The organism is Rhodanobacter sp. G2-10 (assembly GCF_055809185.1).
Genome location: NZ_CM147900.1, coordinates 880,684 through 899,454 on the forward strand (window position 1 = coordinate 880,684; position 18,771 = coordinate 899,454).

Genomic DNA, 18,771 nt, shown 5'->3' on the forward strand with positions numbered 1-18,771 from the left:
AACGCCCGTCACCGAACACTGAACACCGAAAACCGAAAACCAGCTCCAACCACCAAGGAACCCACCATGCTCAAAATGACCCACCTGTCCAAGGTCTACCGCACCGAAGTGGTGGAGACTTACGCGTTGCGCGATTTCAACATCAACGTGAAAGAGGGCGAGTTCGTCGCCGTCACCGGGCCGTCCGGTTCGGGCAAGACCACCTTCCTGACGATTGCCGGTCTGCTGGAAACCTTCTCCGGTGGCGAATACCACCTCGACGGTATCGAGGTCAGCAACCTCAACGACAATGCGCGCTCGAAGATCCGCAACGAGAAGATCGGTTTCATCTTCCAGGCGTTCAACCTTATCCCCGACCTCAACGTGTTCGACAACATCGAGGTGCCGCTGCGCTACCGCGGCATGAAGTCGGCCGAACGCAAGCAGCGCATCATGGGTTCGCTGGAGCGTGTCGGCCTGGCCTCCCGCGCCAAGCACTACCCGGCCGAGCTCTCCGGTGGCCAGCAGCAACGCGTGGCGATCGCCCGCGCGCTGGCCGGCAGCCCGCGCCTGCTGCTGGCGGATGAGCCCACCGGCAACCTGGATACGCAGATGGCACGCGGCGTGATGGAACTGCTGGAGGAAATCCACCGCGACGGCGCCACCATCGTGATGGTGACGCATGACCCGGAGCTGGCCGCGCGCGCCCAGCGCAACGTGCACATCATCGACGGCCAGGTGGTGGATCTGGCCGAGGAACCGCGTTTCCACACGCATGCCGCCGAGGCCGCGCACTCCCAAACCTGAGCCGCGTGTTGCAGGAGCGCACCCTGTGCGCGAAAGCCTTCTGGTGATTGGCAAAAGGCTCGCGCACGACCGAAGAAAGCCCCTTGTGACGTCGGCTCCTGCAGGGCTTTCTGATGAATACCACCGCATAGGTATATTTCGATGTTCGGTTACTACCTGGAACTTGCACTCCGCAGCCTCAAGCGCAGTCCTGGGCTGACTGTGCTGATGGTGCTGGCGATCGGCTTCGGCGTGGCTGCGTCGATGACCTCGTGGTCTGTCTTCCGTGCGGTGTCGGGTGATCCGATTCCCTGGAAATCCGCGAAGCTCTTCGTGCCGCAGGTCGACATGTGGGGCCCGAATGGCCGAGGCCCCGACGGCGAGCCTCCCGATGCGATGGACTACACCGACGCGGTTGCCCTGATGCGCGACCATCGCGCGAAACTGCAATCGGCGATTTACCAGATCTCGCCATCCATCGTGCCTGCCGAGGCCGGCAAGCACCCGCTCAACGTGGGCGGACATGCGGTGTACAGCGAGTTCTTCCCGATGCTGGATGTGCCGTTCCAGTACGGCAGCGGCTGGAGCGCCAGCGACGACACCAATCGCGCCCAGGTAGTGGTGATCGCCAGCAAGCTCAATCAGAAGCTGTTCGGGGGCGCCAACAGCGTGGGCAGATCCGTCAACCTCGAAGGCAAGGATTACCGGGTGGTCGGGGTGCTCGACGACTGGAACCCGCAGCCGCGCTACTACGATGTGGTCAACAGCGGCGGCTTCTCCACGGGTACCGACGAGGTGTTCCTGCCGTTCCAGACGGCCATTCAGGCCGGCATTTCCAATGATGGCAATACCAACTGCAACGCCGTGCCGGACGAGCCGGGCTTCGTTGGCCTGCAGCGTTCTCCTTGCGCCTGGATTGCTTTCATGGCCGAGCTGGACGACGCGGCTGCGGTAACTTCCTATCGCAACTATCTCGACGGCTATGCACGCAACCAGCAGGCGGCAGGGCGTTTCAGCTGGCCGCCGAACAATCGATTGCGGAGTCTGCCGGAGTGGCTGGAAAGCCAGCACGTGGTGCCCAGTGACACCAAGGTGTCGCTGCTGGTGGCGCTGGGTCTGCTGCTGGTTTGCCTGGTGAACACGGTGGGCCTGTTGCTGGCCAAGTTCCTGCGCCGCAGCAGCGAGATCGGCGTGCGCCGCGCGCTTGGTGCGCCGCGCGCCTCGATCTATGCGCAATTCCTCACCGAGGCGGGCATCGTCGGCGCAGCCGGTGGCGTGCTTGGTGTGCTGCTCACCGGTGTCGGCGTGGCCAGCGTCGGCTGGGTGTTGCCCAGGGACATCGCCGCGCTGGCCCGCGTGGACGTATCACTGCTCGTGCTGACCCTGCTGGTGGCAGTAATCGCCACCACCCTGGCCGGCCTCTATCCCACCTATCGAGCCTCGCGCGTGCAACCCGCGTGGCAGTTGAAGAGCAATTGAGGAGCGCCGCATGACACTGCATCCCATCCTCGCGGCATTGCGCAAGCACAAGGCCGGCACGGTGCTGATCGCTTTGCAGATCGCGCTGACCCTTGCCATCGTGTGCAACGCGATCTTCATCATCGGTCAACGCATCGAGCGGGTGAATCGGCCCACCGGTCTGGACGAGAGCAATCTGTTCTTTGTCAGCCAGCAGTGGGTTGGCGCGCCAAGTGCCGACACCGCTGCCGGTGTGGAAAGGCTCGACGCCATGCAGCGCGAGGATCTTGCCGCGCTGCGCCGCCTGCCCGGGGTTGCCGCGGTGACGCCGATCAATTCGCTGCCCCTGCTCAATTCGTCGTGGACGGGGTCGGTATCGCATGCACCCGGAGCCCAGATTGGCGGCAAGGACAATACGCGCACGGCGTACTACTTCACTGACGAGCAGGTGCTGCCCACGCTCGGACTGAAGCTGGTGGCGGGGCGTGCCTTCAACGCTGGCGACGTGAAGCACCAGGGGTTTCGCGACAGTCCGCCGCGACCGGTCGTGATCATTTCCAAGGCGCTGGCGGACAAGCTGTTCCCGCAGGGCAGTGCGGTGGGGAAGGTGATCTACTCCGATGGCAGCAACTCGCCGAGCACCATCATCGGCGTGGTGGAGCGTCTGCAAATTCCCTCCAGTGGCAGTTTTGGCAGCGGTTTCGCATGGTATTCCACCCTGGTGCCGACCCGGCTGGACGCGAACTTCGCACGCTACGCCGTGCGCACCAAGCCCGGTCAGCTGGATGCGGCAATGCGGGCGGTAGCGCCGTTGCTGTACAAGGTGAATTCGTTGCGCGTGCTCGATGACGACAGCGTCCGGCCTTTTTCCGATATCCGGGCCAAGGCCTATCGCGCGGACGTGGGCATGGCGGTCTTGATGGGTGTGATCTGCCTGATCCTGATCGCGGTGACCGCCGCGGGCATCGTCGGCCTCACCAGCTTCTGGGTCGGCCAGCGCCATCGACAGATCGGCGTGCGCCGTGCGTTGGGCGCACGCAAGCTCGACATCCTGCGCTACTTCCAGATCGAGAACCTGCTGATCGCCGGCATCGGCGCGGTGCTCGGTGTGCTGCTGGCGATCGGCCTGAACCTGTGGCTGATCACCCGCTACGAGATGGATCACCTGCCGGTGCCGTACGTGCTGGTCGGCGTGGTCGCAATCCTGTTGCTGGGCCAGGCCGCGGTGTTCGTGCCTGCGCGCCGTGCCTCGAACGTGTCGCCGGTCTCAGCGACGAGGGCGGTGTGATGAACGACGAACCTGTAGGAGCGCACCTTGTGCGCGATTGCTCTTGGCACGATGCAGCCACGAGCGTCATGCACGACCGAACAAAAAGCATCGCGCACAGGGTGCGCTCCTACAGCCATGCGCAAAGACGCCACCATACGGGGATGACGCATGTTCGCCTACTACCTTGACCTGGCTCTACGCAGTCTCAAGCGCAACCGTGTGCTCACCACCTTGATGGTGCTGGCGCTGGCGCTGGGCATAGGCGCGTGCATCACCACGTTGACAGTGCTGAAGCTGCTGTCCGGCGACCCGATGCCGCAGAAGAGCTCGCGCCTGTTCTATCCGCAGATCGACCCGATGCCGCTGGCCGGCTATGTGGCCGGGGAATCCAGGCCGCAGGACACCTTGAGCTACGTGGACGCGATGAACCTGCTGCATGCCCACAAGGCCGAGCGCGAAGTCGTGACCGCGTTGACGCGCGCCAAGATTTCGCCGTCGCAGGCAGATCGGCACCCGTTCTTCAGCGACGGGGTGATGACCACCTCCGATTTTTTCCCGATGTTCGACGTGCCTTTTCAATACGGCAGTGGCTGGAGCGTCGCCGAGGAGCGCGATCACGCGCGCGTCGCTGTCATCGCCGGTTTCCTCAACGACAAATTGTTCGACGGCGCAAACAGCGTCGGCAAGGTCATCCGCGTCAACGAGCATGACTACCGCGTCATCGGCGTGCTCAAGCCCTGGTCGCCCCAGCCACGTTTCTATGCGCACATGCTGGGCAGCCGCAACTATGGCGATGGCGACGCGGTATTCATGCCGCTGGAATCGGCCCGTGCCGACGGCATGGATCCGGGCAGCGTCAATTGCTTCGCCATGGGAGACGTGAGCAAGCTGGAAACGGCGCCCTGCATGTGGCTGGGCATGTGGGTGGAATTGCGCGATGCGTCCGACGCGGCGGCGTACAAGTCCTTCCTGTCGAACTACGTGCAGCAACAGATCGCGCTGGGCCGCATGCACCGTCCCGAGGTGGCGTTGCCGGCATTGATGCCGTGGCTGCGTTCCATGCAGATCGTGCCGGACGACGTGCGTCTGCAGGCCGGCCTGGCCTTTGGCTTCCTGTTGATCTGCGTGGTTAACACGGTGGGACTGTTGCTGGCCAAGTGCCTGCGTCGCTCGCGCGAGATCGGCGTGCGGCGTGCGCTCGGTGCATCGCGCGCGGCGATCTTCGCCCAGTTCATGGTCGAGGCCGCGATGATCGGGCTGGCCGGGGGCGTGCTGGGACTGGTATTCGCCCAGCTCGGCCTGTGGGCGATTCGTCATCAGCCAGCGCAATACGCGAGCCTCGCCCATCTCGACCTGTCGATGTTTTTCTTCACCTTCGTGGTGGCGCTGACCGCAAGCCTGGTGGCCGGCATCCTGCCTGCGTGGCGTGCCTGCGTGGTTGCGCCCGCTCCACAACTGAAGGCTGCCTGAGGATCGAGCATGGAAATCCGTCCCATCCTGGCCAGCCTGCGCAAGCATCGTATTCCGGCGATCCTGATCGTGTTGGAGATCGCGCTGGCCTGCGCGGTGTTGTGCAACTCCGTGTTCATGATCGCGCAGCGCGTCGGGGACATCCATTTGCCCAATGCCATGGACGAGCAGGGCCTGTCGCTGGCCTATGTCAACGGCAACGATCCGCAGCAGGCGACGAGCGACATTCCGCGCGATCTCGCGTATCTGCGCGGTATTCCCGGCGTGCAGGCGGTGGCGGCAATCAATGCCGTGCCACTGAGCCGCAACGACTGGAACACCGGCCTCAGCACCACGCCGGATCAACAGTTGTCTGCGAAGGGCAACGTCAACGCTTCCGAGTACCTGTACACCCGCGGTGGCGAGAAGGCGCTGGGCTTGAGTCTGCTGCAGGGACGCTGGTTCAGCGACGACGAGTATGCCAACAGCGCGCTGGGCGATTCGTTCATGCCCAGCGCGCATGTGATGATCGTCACGCAAAGCTTGGCGACGCGCCTGTGGCCCGGGCAATCGGCACTCGGCAAGCGGGCGTACGTGGACAAACTCAGCTATACGGTTGTCGGCGTGGTGGCCGATGTGCTGCGGCCGCAACGCAACATGGAAGGTGGTCGCAGCTTCTACTACAGCGCCTTCTTTCCCTTGAGCGAAAGCAAGGGTTTGAACTTCTATGTCGTCCGCAGTGCGCCGCGTGATCGCGACCGGGTTGTGCGCACCGCTACGGAAGGCCTGGCGAAACTGGCGCCCACCGCGGTCGTCAAGGGCATCACCTTCACCGAGCTGCGCGACAAATTCTTCGCGGACACGCGCTCGATGGCATGGCTGCTGGTGCTGGTCTGCGTGATCATGCTGGCGGTCACCGCCTTCGGCATCGTCGGACTCACCAGCTTCTGGGTTGGCCAGCGGCGTCGGCAGATCGGCATACGTCGCGCCATCGGCGCCAGCCGCGGCCACATCCAGAGCTACTTCCGTACCGAGAACTTCCTGCTCAGCACGGTCGGCGTGTTGCTCGGCATGATGCTCGCCTATGGCATCAACCTGTACCTGATGCAGCACTACGAGCTCCCGCGCATGCCCTGGTACTACCTGCCAGGTGGTGCGGTGGCGTTGTGGCTGCTGGGCCAGCTGGCAGTTTCCGGGCCTGCGCGGCGCGCGGCCAATGTCCCGCCGGTCGTGGCGACGAGGTCGGCGTGATGCACATGCCCATCGATCATTCCCACGTAGGGCGGGCTCTGCCCGCCGTCCGGACTCGGCGCCGCCTGGCGGGCTTGCGGCGGGCGGAGCCCGCCCTACGTGCGACCGGAATCTCGTGGCTCGTCTCAAGTGTCGGAGGTGCGTGCTGATGTTCGGGTACTACTTGGATCTGGCCTTGCGCAGCCTCAAGCGCAACAAGGTGCTCACGGCGCTGATGGTGCTGGCGATTGCGCTGGGCATCGGGGCCAGCATGACCACGCTGACGGTGTTGCATGTGCTGTCGGGCGATCCGTTGCCGGGGCGCAGTGCGCATCTGTACTACCCGCAGATCGACCCGCAGGATCTCCGCGGCATGGTGCCGGGCAAGGAACCGCCGATGCAGGTGACCTTGATCGACGGTCTGAACCTGCTGCACGCAGGTCGAGCCGATCGCCAGGCCTTGATGACAGGTGGCGAGGCGCCAATCCTGCCGCCGCAGGCGACGATGGATCCGTTTTATGTGTCCGCGCGCTATACCACGGCGGATTTTTTCGCCATGTTCGGCACGCCATTCCTGTACGGCCGTGGCTGGAACGCGGCCGACGACGAGGCTCATGCGCGCGACGTGGTGCTGGCACGCGCATTGAACGAAAAGCTGTTTGGCGGAGTGAACAGCGTCGGGCGCACGCTGGATATTGCCGGCACCACTTTCCGCGTTATCGGGGTGCTCGACCACTGGGCGCCGAACCCGCATTTCTACGACCTGTACACTGGCAGTTACGACTCGACCGAGCAGATTTTCCTGCCGTTGCAAACGATGGTCGACCTGCGCCTGGAGCACAACGGTTCCAACGACTGCTGGGGCAATGGCGGTGGTGGCGTCAGCGGCATCCTGCCTTCGGCGACCTGCGTGTGGCTGCAGTTCTGGGTGCAACTGGACAGCCCGGCCAAGGTGGCGGCGTATCGGCAGTTCCTGGTGCATTACTCCGAGGAACAAAAGGCCCTCGGGCGCTTCCAGCGCGCGCCGAACGTGCGCCTGCGCAGCCTCATGCAATGGCTCGATCACAACGGTGTGGTACCAGACGATGTGAAGCTGCAGACGATGCTGGCGTTCGGCTTCTTGCTGGTGTGTCTGGTCAACACCGTAGGCCTGATGCTGGCCAAGTTCATGCGCTACGCGGGCGAGCTGAGCGTGCGGCGGGCGCTGGGTGCGTCGAGAAAGGCCTTGTTTGCGCAGCTGCTGATGGAGTCTGGCGTGATCGGGCTGGCCGGCGGCGTGGGCGGGTTGTTGCTGGCCGTGTTCGGTTTGTGGCTGGTAAGGCAGCGACCCTCCGAATACGCGGCGCTGGCGCACCTGGACCTGGGCATGCTGTTCACCACCTTCGTTATGGCCGTGCTTGCCACCTTGCTGGCCGGCCTGTTGCCCGCGTTGCGCGCCTGCCAGGTTGCGCCGGCCTTGCAACTGAAAAGCAATTAGGAGCCTGCCATGGACATACTGCCCATTCTTTCGACCCTGCGCAGGCACAAACTGACCGCGTGGCTGCTGATCATGGAGATCGCGCTCACCTGCGCCATCGTGTGCAATGCCGTGTTCCTGATCGGTCAGCGTCTGGATCGCATGGACATGCCGAGCGGCGTGGCCGAGCACGAATTGCTGCAGATCCAGGTGGCCGACGTGACACGTTCCGCCAATCCGTATGCACGCGCGGCAGAGGATGTTGCCGCACTTCGGCGGGTGCCGGGGGTGATTTCGGTCGCCACCTCCAATCAGGTTCCCTTCGGCTTCTCCTCTTCCAATGCCAACATTCGGCTTACTCCCGGCCAGCAAGACCGTACCCTGAGTGCGACTACCTATTTCGGCGAGAACCTGCCCGAGACGCTGGGTACGCATCTGATCGCCGGTCGCGATCTGCGGTCGGATGACTTCATGGATGCGGACGTGGTCATGAAGGCGCTGGCCAGCGGCGACACCAAGGACCTGCCCGGCGTGGCCCTGATTACGCAGGCATTGGGCGAGCGTTTGTGGCCGGGGGAGAACCCGCTGGGCCGCATCATGTACCTCACGCCGACGGTGGGTCTGCGGGTCGTTGGTGTGCTGGACAGCCTGGTCCGGCCGAACGCCTACGATATCGGGACAGCCCAATACACCATGGTGGCGCCACTGCGCATGGGCGCCAACAAGGACCAGAGCTACATCCTCCGGACCCAACCGCAACAGCGCGCGCAAGTGTTGGCCGCCGCCGTGGCTGCGTTGAAAAAGGTCGACCCCAGACGCGTGGTGACCACCCAGCGCACGTTCGACGAGATCAGGCGCAGGTTCTTCCGGGATGACCGCGCCATGGCCGGCATCCTGGTGGGCGTGATTGCGGCGCTGCTTGTCGTGACTGCGCTGGGCATCGTCGGCCTGGCCAGCTTCTGGGTCTCTCAGCGGCGTCGCACTATCGGCGTGCGTCGTGCCCTGGGCGCCACCCGCAGCAACATCCTGCATTACTTCCAGACCGAGAACTTCCTGCTGGCCACGATCGGTATTGCGCTCGGCATGGTGCTCGCCTACGCCATCAACCTGTTCCTGATGCTGCATTACGAATTGCCGCGCTTGCCCGCCATCTATTTTCCGGTCGGCGCCATCGCGCTGTGGCTGATCGGGCAACTCGCGGTGTTGGGCCCGGCGCTGCGGGCCGCGGCAGTCCCGCCCGTCGTTGCGACGCGGAGCGTGTGATGACGACCCGCATCGATCATCCACCCGCAGGGCGGGCTCTGCCCGCCGCATGTGCCCGACGCTGTCCGATGCGCCCATGGCGGGCAGAGCCCGCCCTACGTGCATTGCTTGTTTCTGTTTTCCATGGGGGTCAATGATGTTTGGCTATTACCTTGACCTCGCACTGCGCAGCCTCAAGCGCAACAGGATGCTCACGGCGTTGATGATCCTCGCCATCGCGGTGGGCATCGGTGCCAGCATGACCACGCTGACCGTGATGCACCTGCTGTCCGGTGATCCGCTGCCGGGGCGCAGCCAGCACATCTTCTATCCGCAGGTGGATCCGAGTCCGCACCCCGGCAAGAACCACAAACCGTGGGACAAGATGGACTATCGCTCGGCACTGGATCTGTGGAGTGCTCATCGCGCCGACCGGCAGGCGATGGTCGCGAACGGTGCGGTGCGGATGACGGTGCCCGGTGTGAACCAGCCACCGCTGATGGCGCAGATGCTGGCAACCACCAGTGACTTCTTTCCGATGTTCGAGGTGCCGTTTCGCTACGGCAATGCGTGGACGGCGCAGGACGATACCAGCCGCGCAAGGGTGGCTGTCATCTCGGCCGATCTCAACGACAAGCTGTTCCACGGCGAGGACAGCGTCGGCCGCACCTTGCGATTGAAGGACAGCGACGTGCGCATCATCGGCGTGCTGGCCCCCTGGCGGCCATCGCCGCAATTTTACGATGTGGCGGGCGGCCGCTACGCCGACGGCGATACGGCCAGCTTCTACAGCTCGCCGGAAGACGTGTTCATGCCGTTCCAGAGCGCACTGGATGTGGATCCTGGCAGCTTGAATGCGTTCACCTGCTGGCGCATGCCGGAAGACCTCACGGACCTGAGGAACTCACCGTGCGTGTGGGTGGCGTTGTGGGTGCAACTGGATACCCCGGCCAAAGTTGACGCGTATCGGCGTTACATTGCGTCGTACGCCGCCCAGCAGAAGGCGCTCGGCCGCTTCGTGCATGCGGACAACACCGACATGCCCAGCCTGATGCAGTGGCTTGACCTCAACCAGGTGGTGCCCAGCGACGTGCGCCTGCAGACCTGGCTCGCGTTCGCGTTCCTGGCGATCTGCCTGTTCAACACGGTCGGCCTGCTGCTGGCGAAATTCCTGCGTCGCTCCGGCGAGATCGGCGTACGCCGCGCGCTGGGTGCGAGTCGTTCGGCGGTGTTCGCGCAATGCCTGGTCGAGGCGGGGCTGATCGGTTTGCTGGGCGGCCTCGGTGGTTTGTTGCTGACCCAGCTCGGGCTGTGGCTGATCCGCCGTCAGCCGATCGAGTATGCCGACCTGGTGCGTCTGGATCCGACGATGTTCCTGGTCACTTTCGTGCTGGCGATCGCGGCCAGCCTGCTGGCCGGGTTGCTGCCGGCGCTGCGCGCCAGTCGCATCACGCCGGCGATTCAACTCAAGACGCTGTGAGGACAGGCCCTATGCAGATCCAACCCATTCTCGCCGCGCTGCGCAAGCATCGTCTGGCCACCTTGCTGATCGCGCTGGAGATCGCGCTGGCCTGTGCAGTGCTGTGCAATGCCACGTTCCTCATCATCACCCGCATGCAGCAGTCCCGCGTCAACAGCGGCGTTGACGAAAACGCGTTGGCGGTGGTGAAGCTGACCGGTTTCGACAAGGCGAACAATATCGACCTCAACGCGCGCGTACTCAGCGGTCTGGCGAAGATTCCCGGCGTGCAATCGGTCAACGTGATCAACGCGGTGCCGTTCGGCGACCATGCGGGCACCGCCGGCATCAGCACCGATGCCGAGGGCAAGCGCCAGGCCGGCGTGGTGGACTTCTATGTCGGTGGCCCCGGCAGCTTCAAGGCCCTGGGTTTGCAGCTGGTTGCCGGAAGCGCGCCGCAAGCCAGCGACTTCCGACCTATCGGCACCTACTTCCCGAAGGATGCCACCGTGTGGGTAACCCGCGCGCTGGCCGAGCATCTGTGGCCGGGCGCCGACCCGCTGGGCAAGGAGTTCTGGACCGGCAAACTCCACTTCCGCGTGGGCGGCGTGCTGGCGCACCTGGCGCGGCCGTATGGCGGAGAAGGCGGTCCGAGCACGATCGAATGGTCCGTCTACGTGCCCGCCGAGCCGGGCGATCAACTCGCGGGCGTCTATCTGTTGCGGGCTGAACCGGCTGACTTGCCGCGCGTCTTGCGCGACGCACGGACCGCGATCGCCACCATTGCGCCGGAGACGGTGGTGGACAGCAAGGCCAGCCAGACCATTGGCACACTGCGCGAGAACTATTTCCGGCAGGATCGCCTGATGGCCGGCATCCTCGTTGGCGTGATCGCCGCGCTGCTGCTGGTTACCGCGCTGGGCATCATCGGCCTGGCCAGCTTCTGGGTGCAGCAGCGACGACGACAGATCGGGATCCGCCGCGCCATCGGCGCGACGCGCGGCGACATCCTGCATTACTTCCAGACCGAGAACTTTCTCATCGTCAGCTTCGGCATCGTGCTGGGCATGGCGCTGGCCTACGTGCTCAACCTGCTGTTGATGCAGCATTACGAACTGGCGCGCCTGCCGCTGTACTACCTGCCGATAGGCGCATCGGTGTTGTGGACGCTTGGTCAACTGGCGGTACTTGGTCCCGCACTCCGCGCGGCGGCGGTGCCGCCAGTGGTCGCGACCAGAAGCGTGTGATGAATACGCCAATGGTCCGCTCACCCGTAGGGCGGGCTCTGCCCGCCAAAGGTGCCCCGGGTCGCGTCGAGCCCGTGTGGCGGGCAGAGCCCGCCCTACGCGCATTGTCTGTTCTCGTCTGCGAAGGAGGCCAATGATGTTTGGTTACTACATCGCCATGGCCCTGCGCAGCTTGAGGCGCAGCCCGATCCTCACTTCGTTGATGGTGCTGGCGATCGGGCTGGGGATTGGCGCGTCGATGACCATGCTGACCGTGCTCAACGTCATGACGCGCGATCCGTTGCCGGGGCGAAGCGCACATATCTACCGGCCTCGGCTCAATCCGTTGCCGCTGGATTATCACTACAAGCCCGGCACGGTCGGCGGCCCCACGACGGCGTTGACCTGGCCCGATGCAAAGGCGTTGCTTGACGCGCACAGGGGCGTGCGCCAGGCGGCGATGGCGCGTGGGTACCTGACGGCGCGGTCCGATCATTCCGGCGCGGCCCCAAAATCCGTCGCTGGCAGTTTCACCACGCATGATTTCTTCTCCATGTTTGGCGTGCCGTTCGTGGCAGGCCGCGGGTGGTCAGGGCAGGACGATGTCGATGCCGCCCCGGTGGTGGTGGTGACCAGGAAGCTGGCGGAACGATTGTTCGGAACCGCATCCGCCGTGGGCAGGACGGCCCATCTGGGCAAGCATGATTTCCAGGTGATCGGCGTGGTCGACGACTGGCATCCGCAGCCTCTCTTTTACGCCATCATCGGCACCAACTTCGATGACGGCGACCAGTTTTTCCTGCCCTTGTCCACCGCCATGGCGTTGCGCCTGGACCACAATTGGGACAACGGATGGGGCAAGGATTCTTCGCCGACCAGTCCGACCGTGAGCTGGCTATCGTTCTGGGTGGAGCTGGACAGCCCGGCGCAGGTCAGCGCGTATCGGCGATTCCTGGTCGACTACTCGGCACGGCAAAAGGAGCTGGGACGCTACGAGCGCCCTGCGAGCGAGGCCAAACTTTATGGCCTGACGCAGTGGCTGCATCACGAGGGCCTGGTGCCGAACGACGTGTTGCTGCAGACATGGCTGGCGCTGGGCTTTCTTTTCGTCTGCCTGGTCAACATCGTCGCCCTGCTACTGGCCAAGTTCCTGCGCAAGGGCGGCGAAATCAGCGTGCGTCGTGCGTTGGGTGCGCGTCGCCGCGATGTCTTTCGCCAGTTGGGGGTCGAGTCGGCGCTGATCGGGCTGGCCGGCGGCGTGCTCGGCATTGGCCTGGCTGAGTTGGGCCTTTGGGCAGTGCGTCAGCGGCCCAACGATTATGCCCATCTGGCACGGATGAACGGTGCCATGTTGATTGCCACCGTCGTGCTGGCCATCGTCGTCAGCCTGCTGGCCGGCTTGTTGCCGGCGTGGCGGGCCTGCCGCATTGCGCCGGCCTTGCGATTGAAAGCGCTATAGGGAACGGCCATGCAACTGAAACCGGTACTCGCCTCGCTCAAACACCATAAATTGACGGCGCTGCTGCTGGTGCTGCAGGTGGCCTTCAGCTGCGCCATCATCACCAACGCGGTGTTCCTGGTTGTCCAGCGGGTACAGCGAGTGACCACGCCGAGCGGGCTGGACGAGCGCACCTTGTCGCTGTTGGAAGTCGACGACCTGGATGCCGGTGTCAACGCGCTGGCGCTGCACGAGGCTGATCTTGCTGCACTGCGCAAGCTTTCAGGGGTCGCATCGGCGGCACTGATCAGCAACGTGCCCTTTTCGAACAGTGAGCACGGCTCGGGTGGTTGCACCTCGCTTGCCGCTGTTCATGCCGTCATGAAGGCACAATCCCTGAACGTGCCCGGTTGTGCGCAGGCGGATGTCTACTCCGGTACGCCCGACACGCTGCGCACGCTGGGCCTGACGCTGGTAGCAGGGCGAATGTTTGCTGCCGACGAGTATGTGCCGGACAAACCCGCCGGCCAGTCCGTGGTCACCTCCGCGATGATCGTCACGCAGGCGTTTGCGCGGCGCCTGTACCCCGAACATCCGGATCACGTCGTCGGTCGCGACGTGTATTTCGGTGAGGGACTGATGCAAGGCCAGCCGACCCGCATCGTGGGTGTGGTCGCGCACCTGCACCAGGCCAATGTGTCCGGCAATGGCAGTGACGACCAGTCGGCACTGCTGCCACTGGAGCCGAATGAAGGACGCGCGCTGTTCGCCTTGCGCAGCAAGCCTTCGCAGCGGAGCGCGGTGATGAAGGCAGCCGTGGCTGCGCTCAACAAGAGCAATCCGGGTCGACAGGTTGCCGCCGATGATGCGCAAACCTACGAGCACATGCGTGCCAGCTACTTTCAAGGCGACACCACCATGATCAGCCTGCTGCTGGCGTCGGGCCTTGGCCTGCTTTTCGTCACCGCACTGGGTATTGCCGGACTGGCCAGCTTCTGGGTGCAGCAACGCACCCGCAGCATCGGCATCCGCCGCGCGATCGGTGCCCGACGCGGCGACATCCTTCACTATTTCCAGACCGAGAACTTCCTGATCGTGGGCGCTGGCGTGGTGCTTGGCGTGCTGCTGGCGCTGGCATTGAATCTTCTGCTGATGCGCCAGTACGAGTTGCCACGGCTGCCGTTGTTCTATCTGCCGATCGGCGCCGCGGCGATGTGGTTGCTGGGCCAGCTGGCGGTGCTGAGCCCGGCGCTACGCGCCAGCGCGGTGCCGCCGGTGGTGGCGACGCGGAGCGTGTGATGAATGAGCACATGAATCACCCACGCGCAGGGCGGGCTCTGGCCGCCGGAGGAATATCGGTTTGCGCCGGGGCCGAGCGGCGGGCGGAGCCCGCCCTACGTACTGGCCCACCAGTGGCGGGGTCCATATGAATCCATGCACTCTGGCACGGGCTGTCCGGGCCCGGTCGGCGTCACAATCCACCGTATTCATCCACCACAACCCCTCAAGGATGCTGCCTGATGAAAACCTTGCCATTGCTGATCTGTGCGGCCCTGATGGGCTCGGTGACCTTCGCTGCCCCATTGCATGCTGCGCCCGCGCAGCAATCCATCGCCAAGGGCGATGTCGGCAGCCGGGTGCAGGCGCTTAATGCGCTGCTGACCGAGCAGTGGCAGTACAACCTGAAGAACAGCCCCGAGTTCGCCACCATGTTGGGCGACCTGCGCTACAACGATCGCTGGACCGACGCTTCGTTGGCGCACATGGCCGCCGACCACAAGGCGACGCAGGATTTTCTCAAGCGTTTCGAGGCGATCGACACCACCGGTTTTTCGGACAGCGACAAGCTCAACCAGCAATTGATGGTGCGTCAGCTGAAGGATGAGCTGCGCGGTTACCAGCTCAAGCTCTACGAGATGCCACTGGACCAGATGAGCGGTGTGCATATTGCGCTGGCCGGTTTTGTCAGCTCGATCCCGTTCCACAATACCAAGGAGTACGAGGATTACCTGGCGCGCCTGAAGGCGGTGCCGAAGCTGTTCGACCAAGTCACCGAGGTGGCGCGCCTGGGCATGCGCGACAAGATGATGCCGCCGAAGTACCTGCTGGAAAAGGTGGTGACGCAGATCGACAGCATCGAGAAGCCGGCCGGCATGGACAGCGTGTTTGCCGAGCCGCTGAAGCATTTCCCGAAATCGGTGTCGGCAGCGGATCAGAAGCGGCTGCACGATGAGATTCTTGCGGCGATCGACAACGATGTACGCCCGGCCTACGCAAAGCTCGGCAAGTTCGTGGCGGATGACTACGCGCCGCACGGACGCAGCCATCCGGGCGTGTGGGATTTGCCAAATGGCGATGAGATCTACCGCTATGACGTTGCGCAGATGACCACCACCAACGAGACGCCGGAGCAAATCCACCAGATCGGCCTGGCCGAGGTCAAGCGCATCGAAGGCGAGATGACCAAGATCGCCCACGCCCAGGGCTTCAAGGATCTGGCCAGCTTCCGCGCCTCGCTGAAGACGAATCCAAAGACGCATGCCAAATCACGCGAGGGCATTCTCGACCGCTACCGCGCCTACATCGCCGGCATGGAGCCGGAGCTGCCCAAGCTGTTCGGTCTGTTGCCGAAGACCGAGGTCGTGGTCAAGCCGGTGGAGAAGTTCCGCGAGAAGGAGGCCGCAGCGGCCGAGTACCATCCCGGCACGCCGGACGGCTCGCGGCCAGGGCAGATTTTCGTCAACACCGGCGACTTCGCCAACCGCAGCATACTGACCATCGAATCGACCGCGTATCACGAAGGCATCCCCGGTCATCACCTGCAACTTTCGATCGCGCAGACGCTGCCGAAGCTGCCGCCATTCCGCCAGCAGGCTGGCTACAACGCATACATCGAGGGCTGGGCGCTGTATGCCGAACAACTGGGCAAGGAGGTCGGTTTTTACAAGGACCCGCTGTCCGACTACGGCCGCCTGTCCGACGAATTGCTGCGCGCCGACCGGCTGGTGCTGGACACCGGCGTGCACTACAAGCACTGGACGCGTCAGCAGATGGTCGACTTTTTCCACGCCCATTCCAGCGAGGATGAGCCGGACGTGCAGGCCGAGACGGATCGCTACATCACCTGGCCCGGCCAGGCGCTGGCCTACAAGACCGGCGAGTTGAAGATCCTCGAACTGCGTGCGCGGGCGAAAAAGGCGCTGGGCGACCAGTTCGACATCCGTGCCTTCCACGACGAGATCCTGAGCGGCGGTGCGCTGCCGCTGGACGTGCTGGAAGCCCGCGTCGACAACTGGATCGCGGCGGTGAAGGCGGGCAAGGCACCCGCGCATCCGGTGGCTGTGGCGGGGTGACATGACGGCGCTGCCCGGATGATGCCGGGCAGCGCGTTTGTTCAGCGGGCACGGGACGGCGATGCGAACGCGCAATGCGTGGCTGCGGCCGACTCTCTCGCCCGCAAAAGGAGTTCAAAGATGATTCGGATGCTGCGGCTGGTCATACCGTTGAGTGTGCTGACCCTGGTTGGATGTTCGTTTCACATCGACCGCGCCACGACGCTGAAAAGCGGCGAGCTTCATGGTTCGGTGTATTCCGTGGACGGCAACGTGCGCGTGCAGCCCATGGCGCACGTGCGCAAGATCAGTGTGGTGGACGGTGACATTTTGCTCGGCAGCGGAGCTCACGCATCGGGCCTGCGCAGCGTCGACGGACGCATCGAGCTCGACCGCGGCGTCGTTTGCACCGGCGACGTCAAATCGGTGACGGGCCATATCCAGCTGGCGGATGGCGTGCGGGTCGACGGAGGCGTGCATACCGTGACCGGCACCATCGATGCCGACAACGCTTACATCGGTGGCCAGTTGGAAACGGTCGCCGGTCGCGTGCGGCTGACCGGGACCACCCACGTGGCGAAGGGTATCGTGTTACCCAAGCCGGACCCGTCGATGACGGTGAACCATCATGAGGAGCGACGATTGCCGGTATTGGTGATCGGGCCGGGCGTGGTCGTGGACGGTCCTATCGTGGCCACTCGCGGTGGCGTGCTCAAGGTGAGCCGAAAGGCGAAGATCGGTGCGGTCAGCGGTATTTCAGTGGAATGGTTCGATGGTGCGGCTCCGGCGTTGCAGGGTGAGCCTGATCCTGCACACGGTGATTGGGCGGTGCACAAGGAGACCGCTGTCTCGCGATGACTTGGCCCGCGCAACCCTCACCATGTGCTGAACGTCCGCGGGAGCGCGAGTCACTGTCTGGCGCGGCTGCGCTTCCGGTTTGCATCAATATTGTTCTGCCATCAATCTCGCACCTGCCATCTGCCGTTCCTTGCATAGTCCACTAGTCATGGCAACCTTGTCGGCAGGAGCGGCATCCATGTCCACATGTGCAGAAAACGAATGACCCGTACCGTACTGATCATCGATGACAACCCGGCCGTGGGCGAGGCATTGTCGCTGGCGCTGTCGCTGCACGAGATCAACCCGTTGACGGCGCTCACGCCGAAGGACGGGCTGGCCACGCTGGAGCGCGAGGCAGTCGACGTGGTGATCCAGGACATGAACTTCACCGCCGACACCACCTCGGGCAAGGAAGGGGTGGCGTTGTTCCGTTCGATCCGCGAGCGCCATCCCGATCTGCCGGTGATCCTGCTCACCGCGTGGACGCATCTGGAAACCGCGGTGGAACTGGTCAAGGCCGGCGCAGCCGATTACCTGGCCAAGCCGTGGGACGACAACAAGCTGCTGGCCACGGTGGAGAACCTGCTGGAGTTGTCCGAATCCAGCCGCGAGATCAGCCGCAGCCGGCGGGAGCGCCGTCAGCGGCGCGAACAGTTGCGCAAGAAGTACGAGCTGGACGGCCTGGTGTTCGCTTCCGAGGCGATGGCGCGCACGCTGGACCTGGCCTGCCAGGTGGCCCGTTCCGACGTGTCGGTGCTGATCACCGGTCCCAATGGCACCGGCAAGGAGCGCATTGCCACGATCATGCATGCCAATTCGCCGGTGTCGCGTGGCCCGTTCGTTGCGGTCAATTGCGGTGCGCTGCCGGGCGAGCTGATCGAGGCGGAGCTGTTCGGGGCGGAGGCGGGCGCCTATACCGGTGCGAACAAGGCGCGCGAGGGCCGCTTCGAACTCGCCGATGGCGGCACGCTGTTCCTGGACGAGATTGGCAACCTGCCGCTGCCTGGCCAGATGAAGCTGCTGCGCGTGCTGGAAACCGGCCAGTTCGAGCGGCTCGGTTCCGGCAAGACACGCCAGGCCAAGGTGCGGGTGCTCAGTGCGACCAATGCCGACCTCAAGGGAATGATCCGCGCCGGCACCTTTCGCGAGGATCTGTACTACCGCCTCAACGTGATCGAGGTGAACCTGCCGCCTCTGAGCGAGCGCAACGATGACATCCTGCCGCTGGCCGAATTCTTTCTCGATGGCCGGGGTGAACTGGGCGATGCCGCGCGCGAGGCCTTGCTCGGCTATCCGTGGCCGGGCAATGTGCGCGAGCTGAAAAATGCGATCGAGCGTGCGGCCTTGCTGGCGGGCGGCAACCCGATCACACCCGAGCTGCTCAACCTGCCGCAGCATGTTTCGGCCGCCAGTCGTGATCTGGACGAGCCCAGTCGCGACGTGGTCGAGGAGGCGTTGCTGCAGGCCGGCGGCGTGGTCAGTCGCGCGGCACGGCAACTCGGCCTGTCGCGGCAGGCGTTGTACCGGCGGATGGAACGCTATGGGCTGGCGTCTTCGAGCTGAGCACGGCGTGCTTGCTGCGGCGCGATTGGCGTAGAAAGATGAG

Annotated in this window: 14 protein-coding genes; all 14 read left to right on the forward strand. The window is 64.2% G+C overall.

The features are described from left to right. The first annotated feature begins 66 nt into the window (after positions 1-66). The 14 genes from AC0L58_RS03880 to AC0L58_RS03945 all read left to right on the forward strand — a co-directional run bounded on the left by AC0L58_RS03880 (position 67) and on the right by AC0L58_RS03945 (position 18,728). Complete coding sequence (locus AC0L58_RS03880) at positions 67-786, forward strand: ABC transporter ATP-binding protein (protein WP_473686877.1); 720 nt, start codon at positions 67-69, stop codon at positions 784-786. Between the two features lie 141 nt (positions 787-927). Continuing rightward, positions 928-2,244, forward strand: a complete 1,317-nt coding sequence (locus AC0L58_RS03885) for an ABC transporter permease (RefSeq protein WP_473686878.1) — start codon at positions 928-930, stop codon at positions 2,242-2,244. Positions 2,245-2,254: 10 nt separating this feature from the next. Beyond that, on the forward strand, positions 2,255-3,511 hold the full coding sequence (locus AC0L58_RS03890; RefSeq protein WP_473686880.1) for an ABC transporter permease: 1,257 nt from the start codon (positions 2,255-2,257) through the stop codon (positions 3,509-3,511). 150 nt (positions 3,512-3,661) lie between these two features. Continuing rightward, positions 3,662-4,963, forward strand: a complete 1,302-nt coding sequence (locus AC0L58_RS03895; RefSeq protein WP_473686882.1) for an ABC transporter permease — start codon at positions 3,662-3,664, stop codon at positions 4,961-4,963. Positions 4,964-4,972: 9 nt separating this feature from the next. Further along, on the forward strand, positions 4,973-6,193 hold the full coding sequence (locus AC0L58_RS03900; RefSeq protein ID WP_473686884.1) for an ABC transporter permease: 1,221 nt from the start codon (positions 4,973-4,975) through the stop codon (positions 6,191-6,193). A gap of 148 nt (positions 6,194-6,341) precedes the next feature. Further along, the gene (locus AC0L58_RS03905) at positions 6,342-7,649 is read left to right on the forward strand and encodes an ABC transporter permease (RefSeq protein ID WP_473686886.1); all 1,308 of its coding nucleotides are present in this window, start codon (positions 6,342-6,344) and stop codon (positions 7,647-7,649) included. A 9-nt stretch (positions 7,650-7,658) separates the two neighbouring features. Next, the gene (locus tag AC0L58_RS03910) at positions 7,659-8,891 is read left to right on the forward strand and encodes an ABC transporter permease (protein ID WP_473686888.1); all 1,233 of its coding nucleotides are present in this window, start codon (positions 7,659-7,661) and stop codon (positions 8,889-8,891) included. Between the two features lie 136 nt (positions 8,892-9,027). Then, positions 9,028-10,350, forward strand: a complete 1,323-nt coding sequence (locus AC0L58_RS03915; protein ID WP_473686890.1) for an ABC transporter permease — start codon at positions 9,028-9,030, stop codon at positions 10,348-10,350. A gap of 11 nt (positions 10,351-10,361) precedes the next feature. Further along, complete coding sequence (locus tag AC0L58_RS03920) at positions 10,362-11,576, forward strand: ABC transporter permease (protein ID WP_473686892.1); 1,215 nt, start codon at positions 10,362-10,364, stop codon at positions 11,574-11,576. A 136-nt stretch (positions 11,577-11,712) separates the two neighbouring features. Next, positions 11,713-13,014, forward strand: coding sequence for an ABC transporter permease (locus AC0L58_RS03925; RefSeq protein WP_473686894.1), 1,302 nt, complete (start codon positions 11,713-11,715; stop codon positions 13,012-13,014). Positions 13,015-13,023: 9 nt separating this feature from the next. Continuing rightward, positions 13,024-14,292: an ABC transporter permease gene (locus tag AC0L58_RS03930; RefSeq protein ID WP_473686896.1), complete on the forward strand. Its 1,269-nt coding sequence runs from the start codon at positions 13,024-13,026 to the stop codon at positions 14,290-14,292. Between the two features lie 221 nt (positions 14,293-14,513). Beyond that, positions 14,514-16,346: a DUF885 domain-containing protein gene (locus tag AC0L58_RS03935; protein WP_473686898.1), complete on the forward strand. Its 1,833-nt coding sequence runs from the start codon at positions 14,514-14,516 to the stop codon at positions 16,344-16,346. Between the two features lie 120 nt (positions 16,347-16,466). Then, the gene (locus AC0L58_RS03940) at positions 16,467-17,183 is read left to right on the forward strand and encodes a DUF4097 family beta strand repeat-containing protein (protein ID WP_473686900.1); all 717 of its coding nucleotides are present in this window, start codon (positions 16,467-16,469) and stop codon (positions 17,181-17,183) included. 201 nt (positions 17,184-17,384) lie between these two features. Then, complete coding sequence (locus AC0L58_RS03945; RefSeq protein ID WP_473686902.1) at positions 17,385-18,728, forward strand: sigma-54-dependent transcriptional regulator; 1,344 nt, start codon at positions 17,385-17,387, stop codon at positions 18,726-18,728. Positions 18,729-18,771 lie beyond the last annotated feature (43 nt).

Coding starts and splice junctions, on each gene's coding strand:
- AC0L58_RS03880 (WP_473686877.1), top strand. CDS start 67: ATGCTCAAAATGACCCACCTGTCCAAGGTCTACCGCACCGAAGTGGTG.
- AC0L58_RS03885 (WP_473686878.1), top strand. CDS start 928: ATGTTCGGTTACTACCTGGAACTTGCACTCCGCAGCCTCAAGCGCAGT.
- AC0L58_RS03890 (WP_473686880.1), top strand. CDS start 2,255: ATGACACTGCATCCCATCCTCGCGGCATTGCGCAAGCACAAGGCCGGC.
- AC0L58_RS03895 (WP_473686882.1), top strand. CDS start 3,662: ATGTTCGCCTACTACCTTGACCTGGCTCTACGCAGTCTCAAGCGCAAC.
- AC0L58_RS03900 (WP_473686884.1), top strand. CDS start 4,973: ATGGAAATCCGTCCCATCCTGGCCAGCCTGCGCAAGCATCGTATTCCG.
- AC0L58_RS03905 (WP_473686886.1), top strand. CDS start 6,342: ATGTTCGGGTACTACTTGGATCTGGCCTTGCGCAGCCTCAAGCGCAAC.
- AC0L58_RS03910 (WP_473686888.1), top strand. CDS start 7,659: ATGGACATACTGCCCATTCTTTCGACCCTGCGCAGGCACAAACTGACC.
- AC0L58_RS03915 (WP_473686890.1), top strand. CDS start 9,028: ATGTTTGGCTATTACCTTGACCTCGCACTGCGCAGCCTCAAGCGCAAC.
- AC0L58_RS03920 (WP_473686892.1), top strand. CDS start 10,362: ATGCAGATCCAACCCATTCTCGCCGCGCTGCGCAAGCATCGTCTGGCC.
- AC0L58_RS03925 (WP_473686894.1), top strand. CDS start 11,713: ATGTTTGGTTACTACATCGCCATGGCCCTGCGCAGCTTGAGGCGCAGC.
- AC0L58_RS03930 (WP_473686896.1), top strand. CDS start 13,024: ATGCAACTGAAACCGGTACTCGCCTCGCTCAAACACCATAAATTGACG.
- AC0L58_RS03935 (WP_473686898.1), top strand. CDS start 14,514: ATGAAAACCTTGCCATTGCTGATCTGTGCGGCCCTGATGGGCTCGGTG.
- AC0L58_RS03940 (WP_473686900.1), top strand. CDS start 16,467: ATGATTCGGATGCTGCGGCTGGTCATACCGTTGAGTGTGCTGACCCTG.
- AC0L58_RS03945 (WP_473686902.1), top strand. CDS start 17,385: ATGACCCGTACCGTACTGATCATCGATGACAACCCGGCCGTGGGCGAG.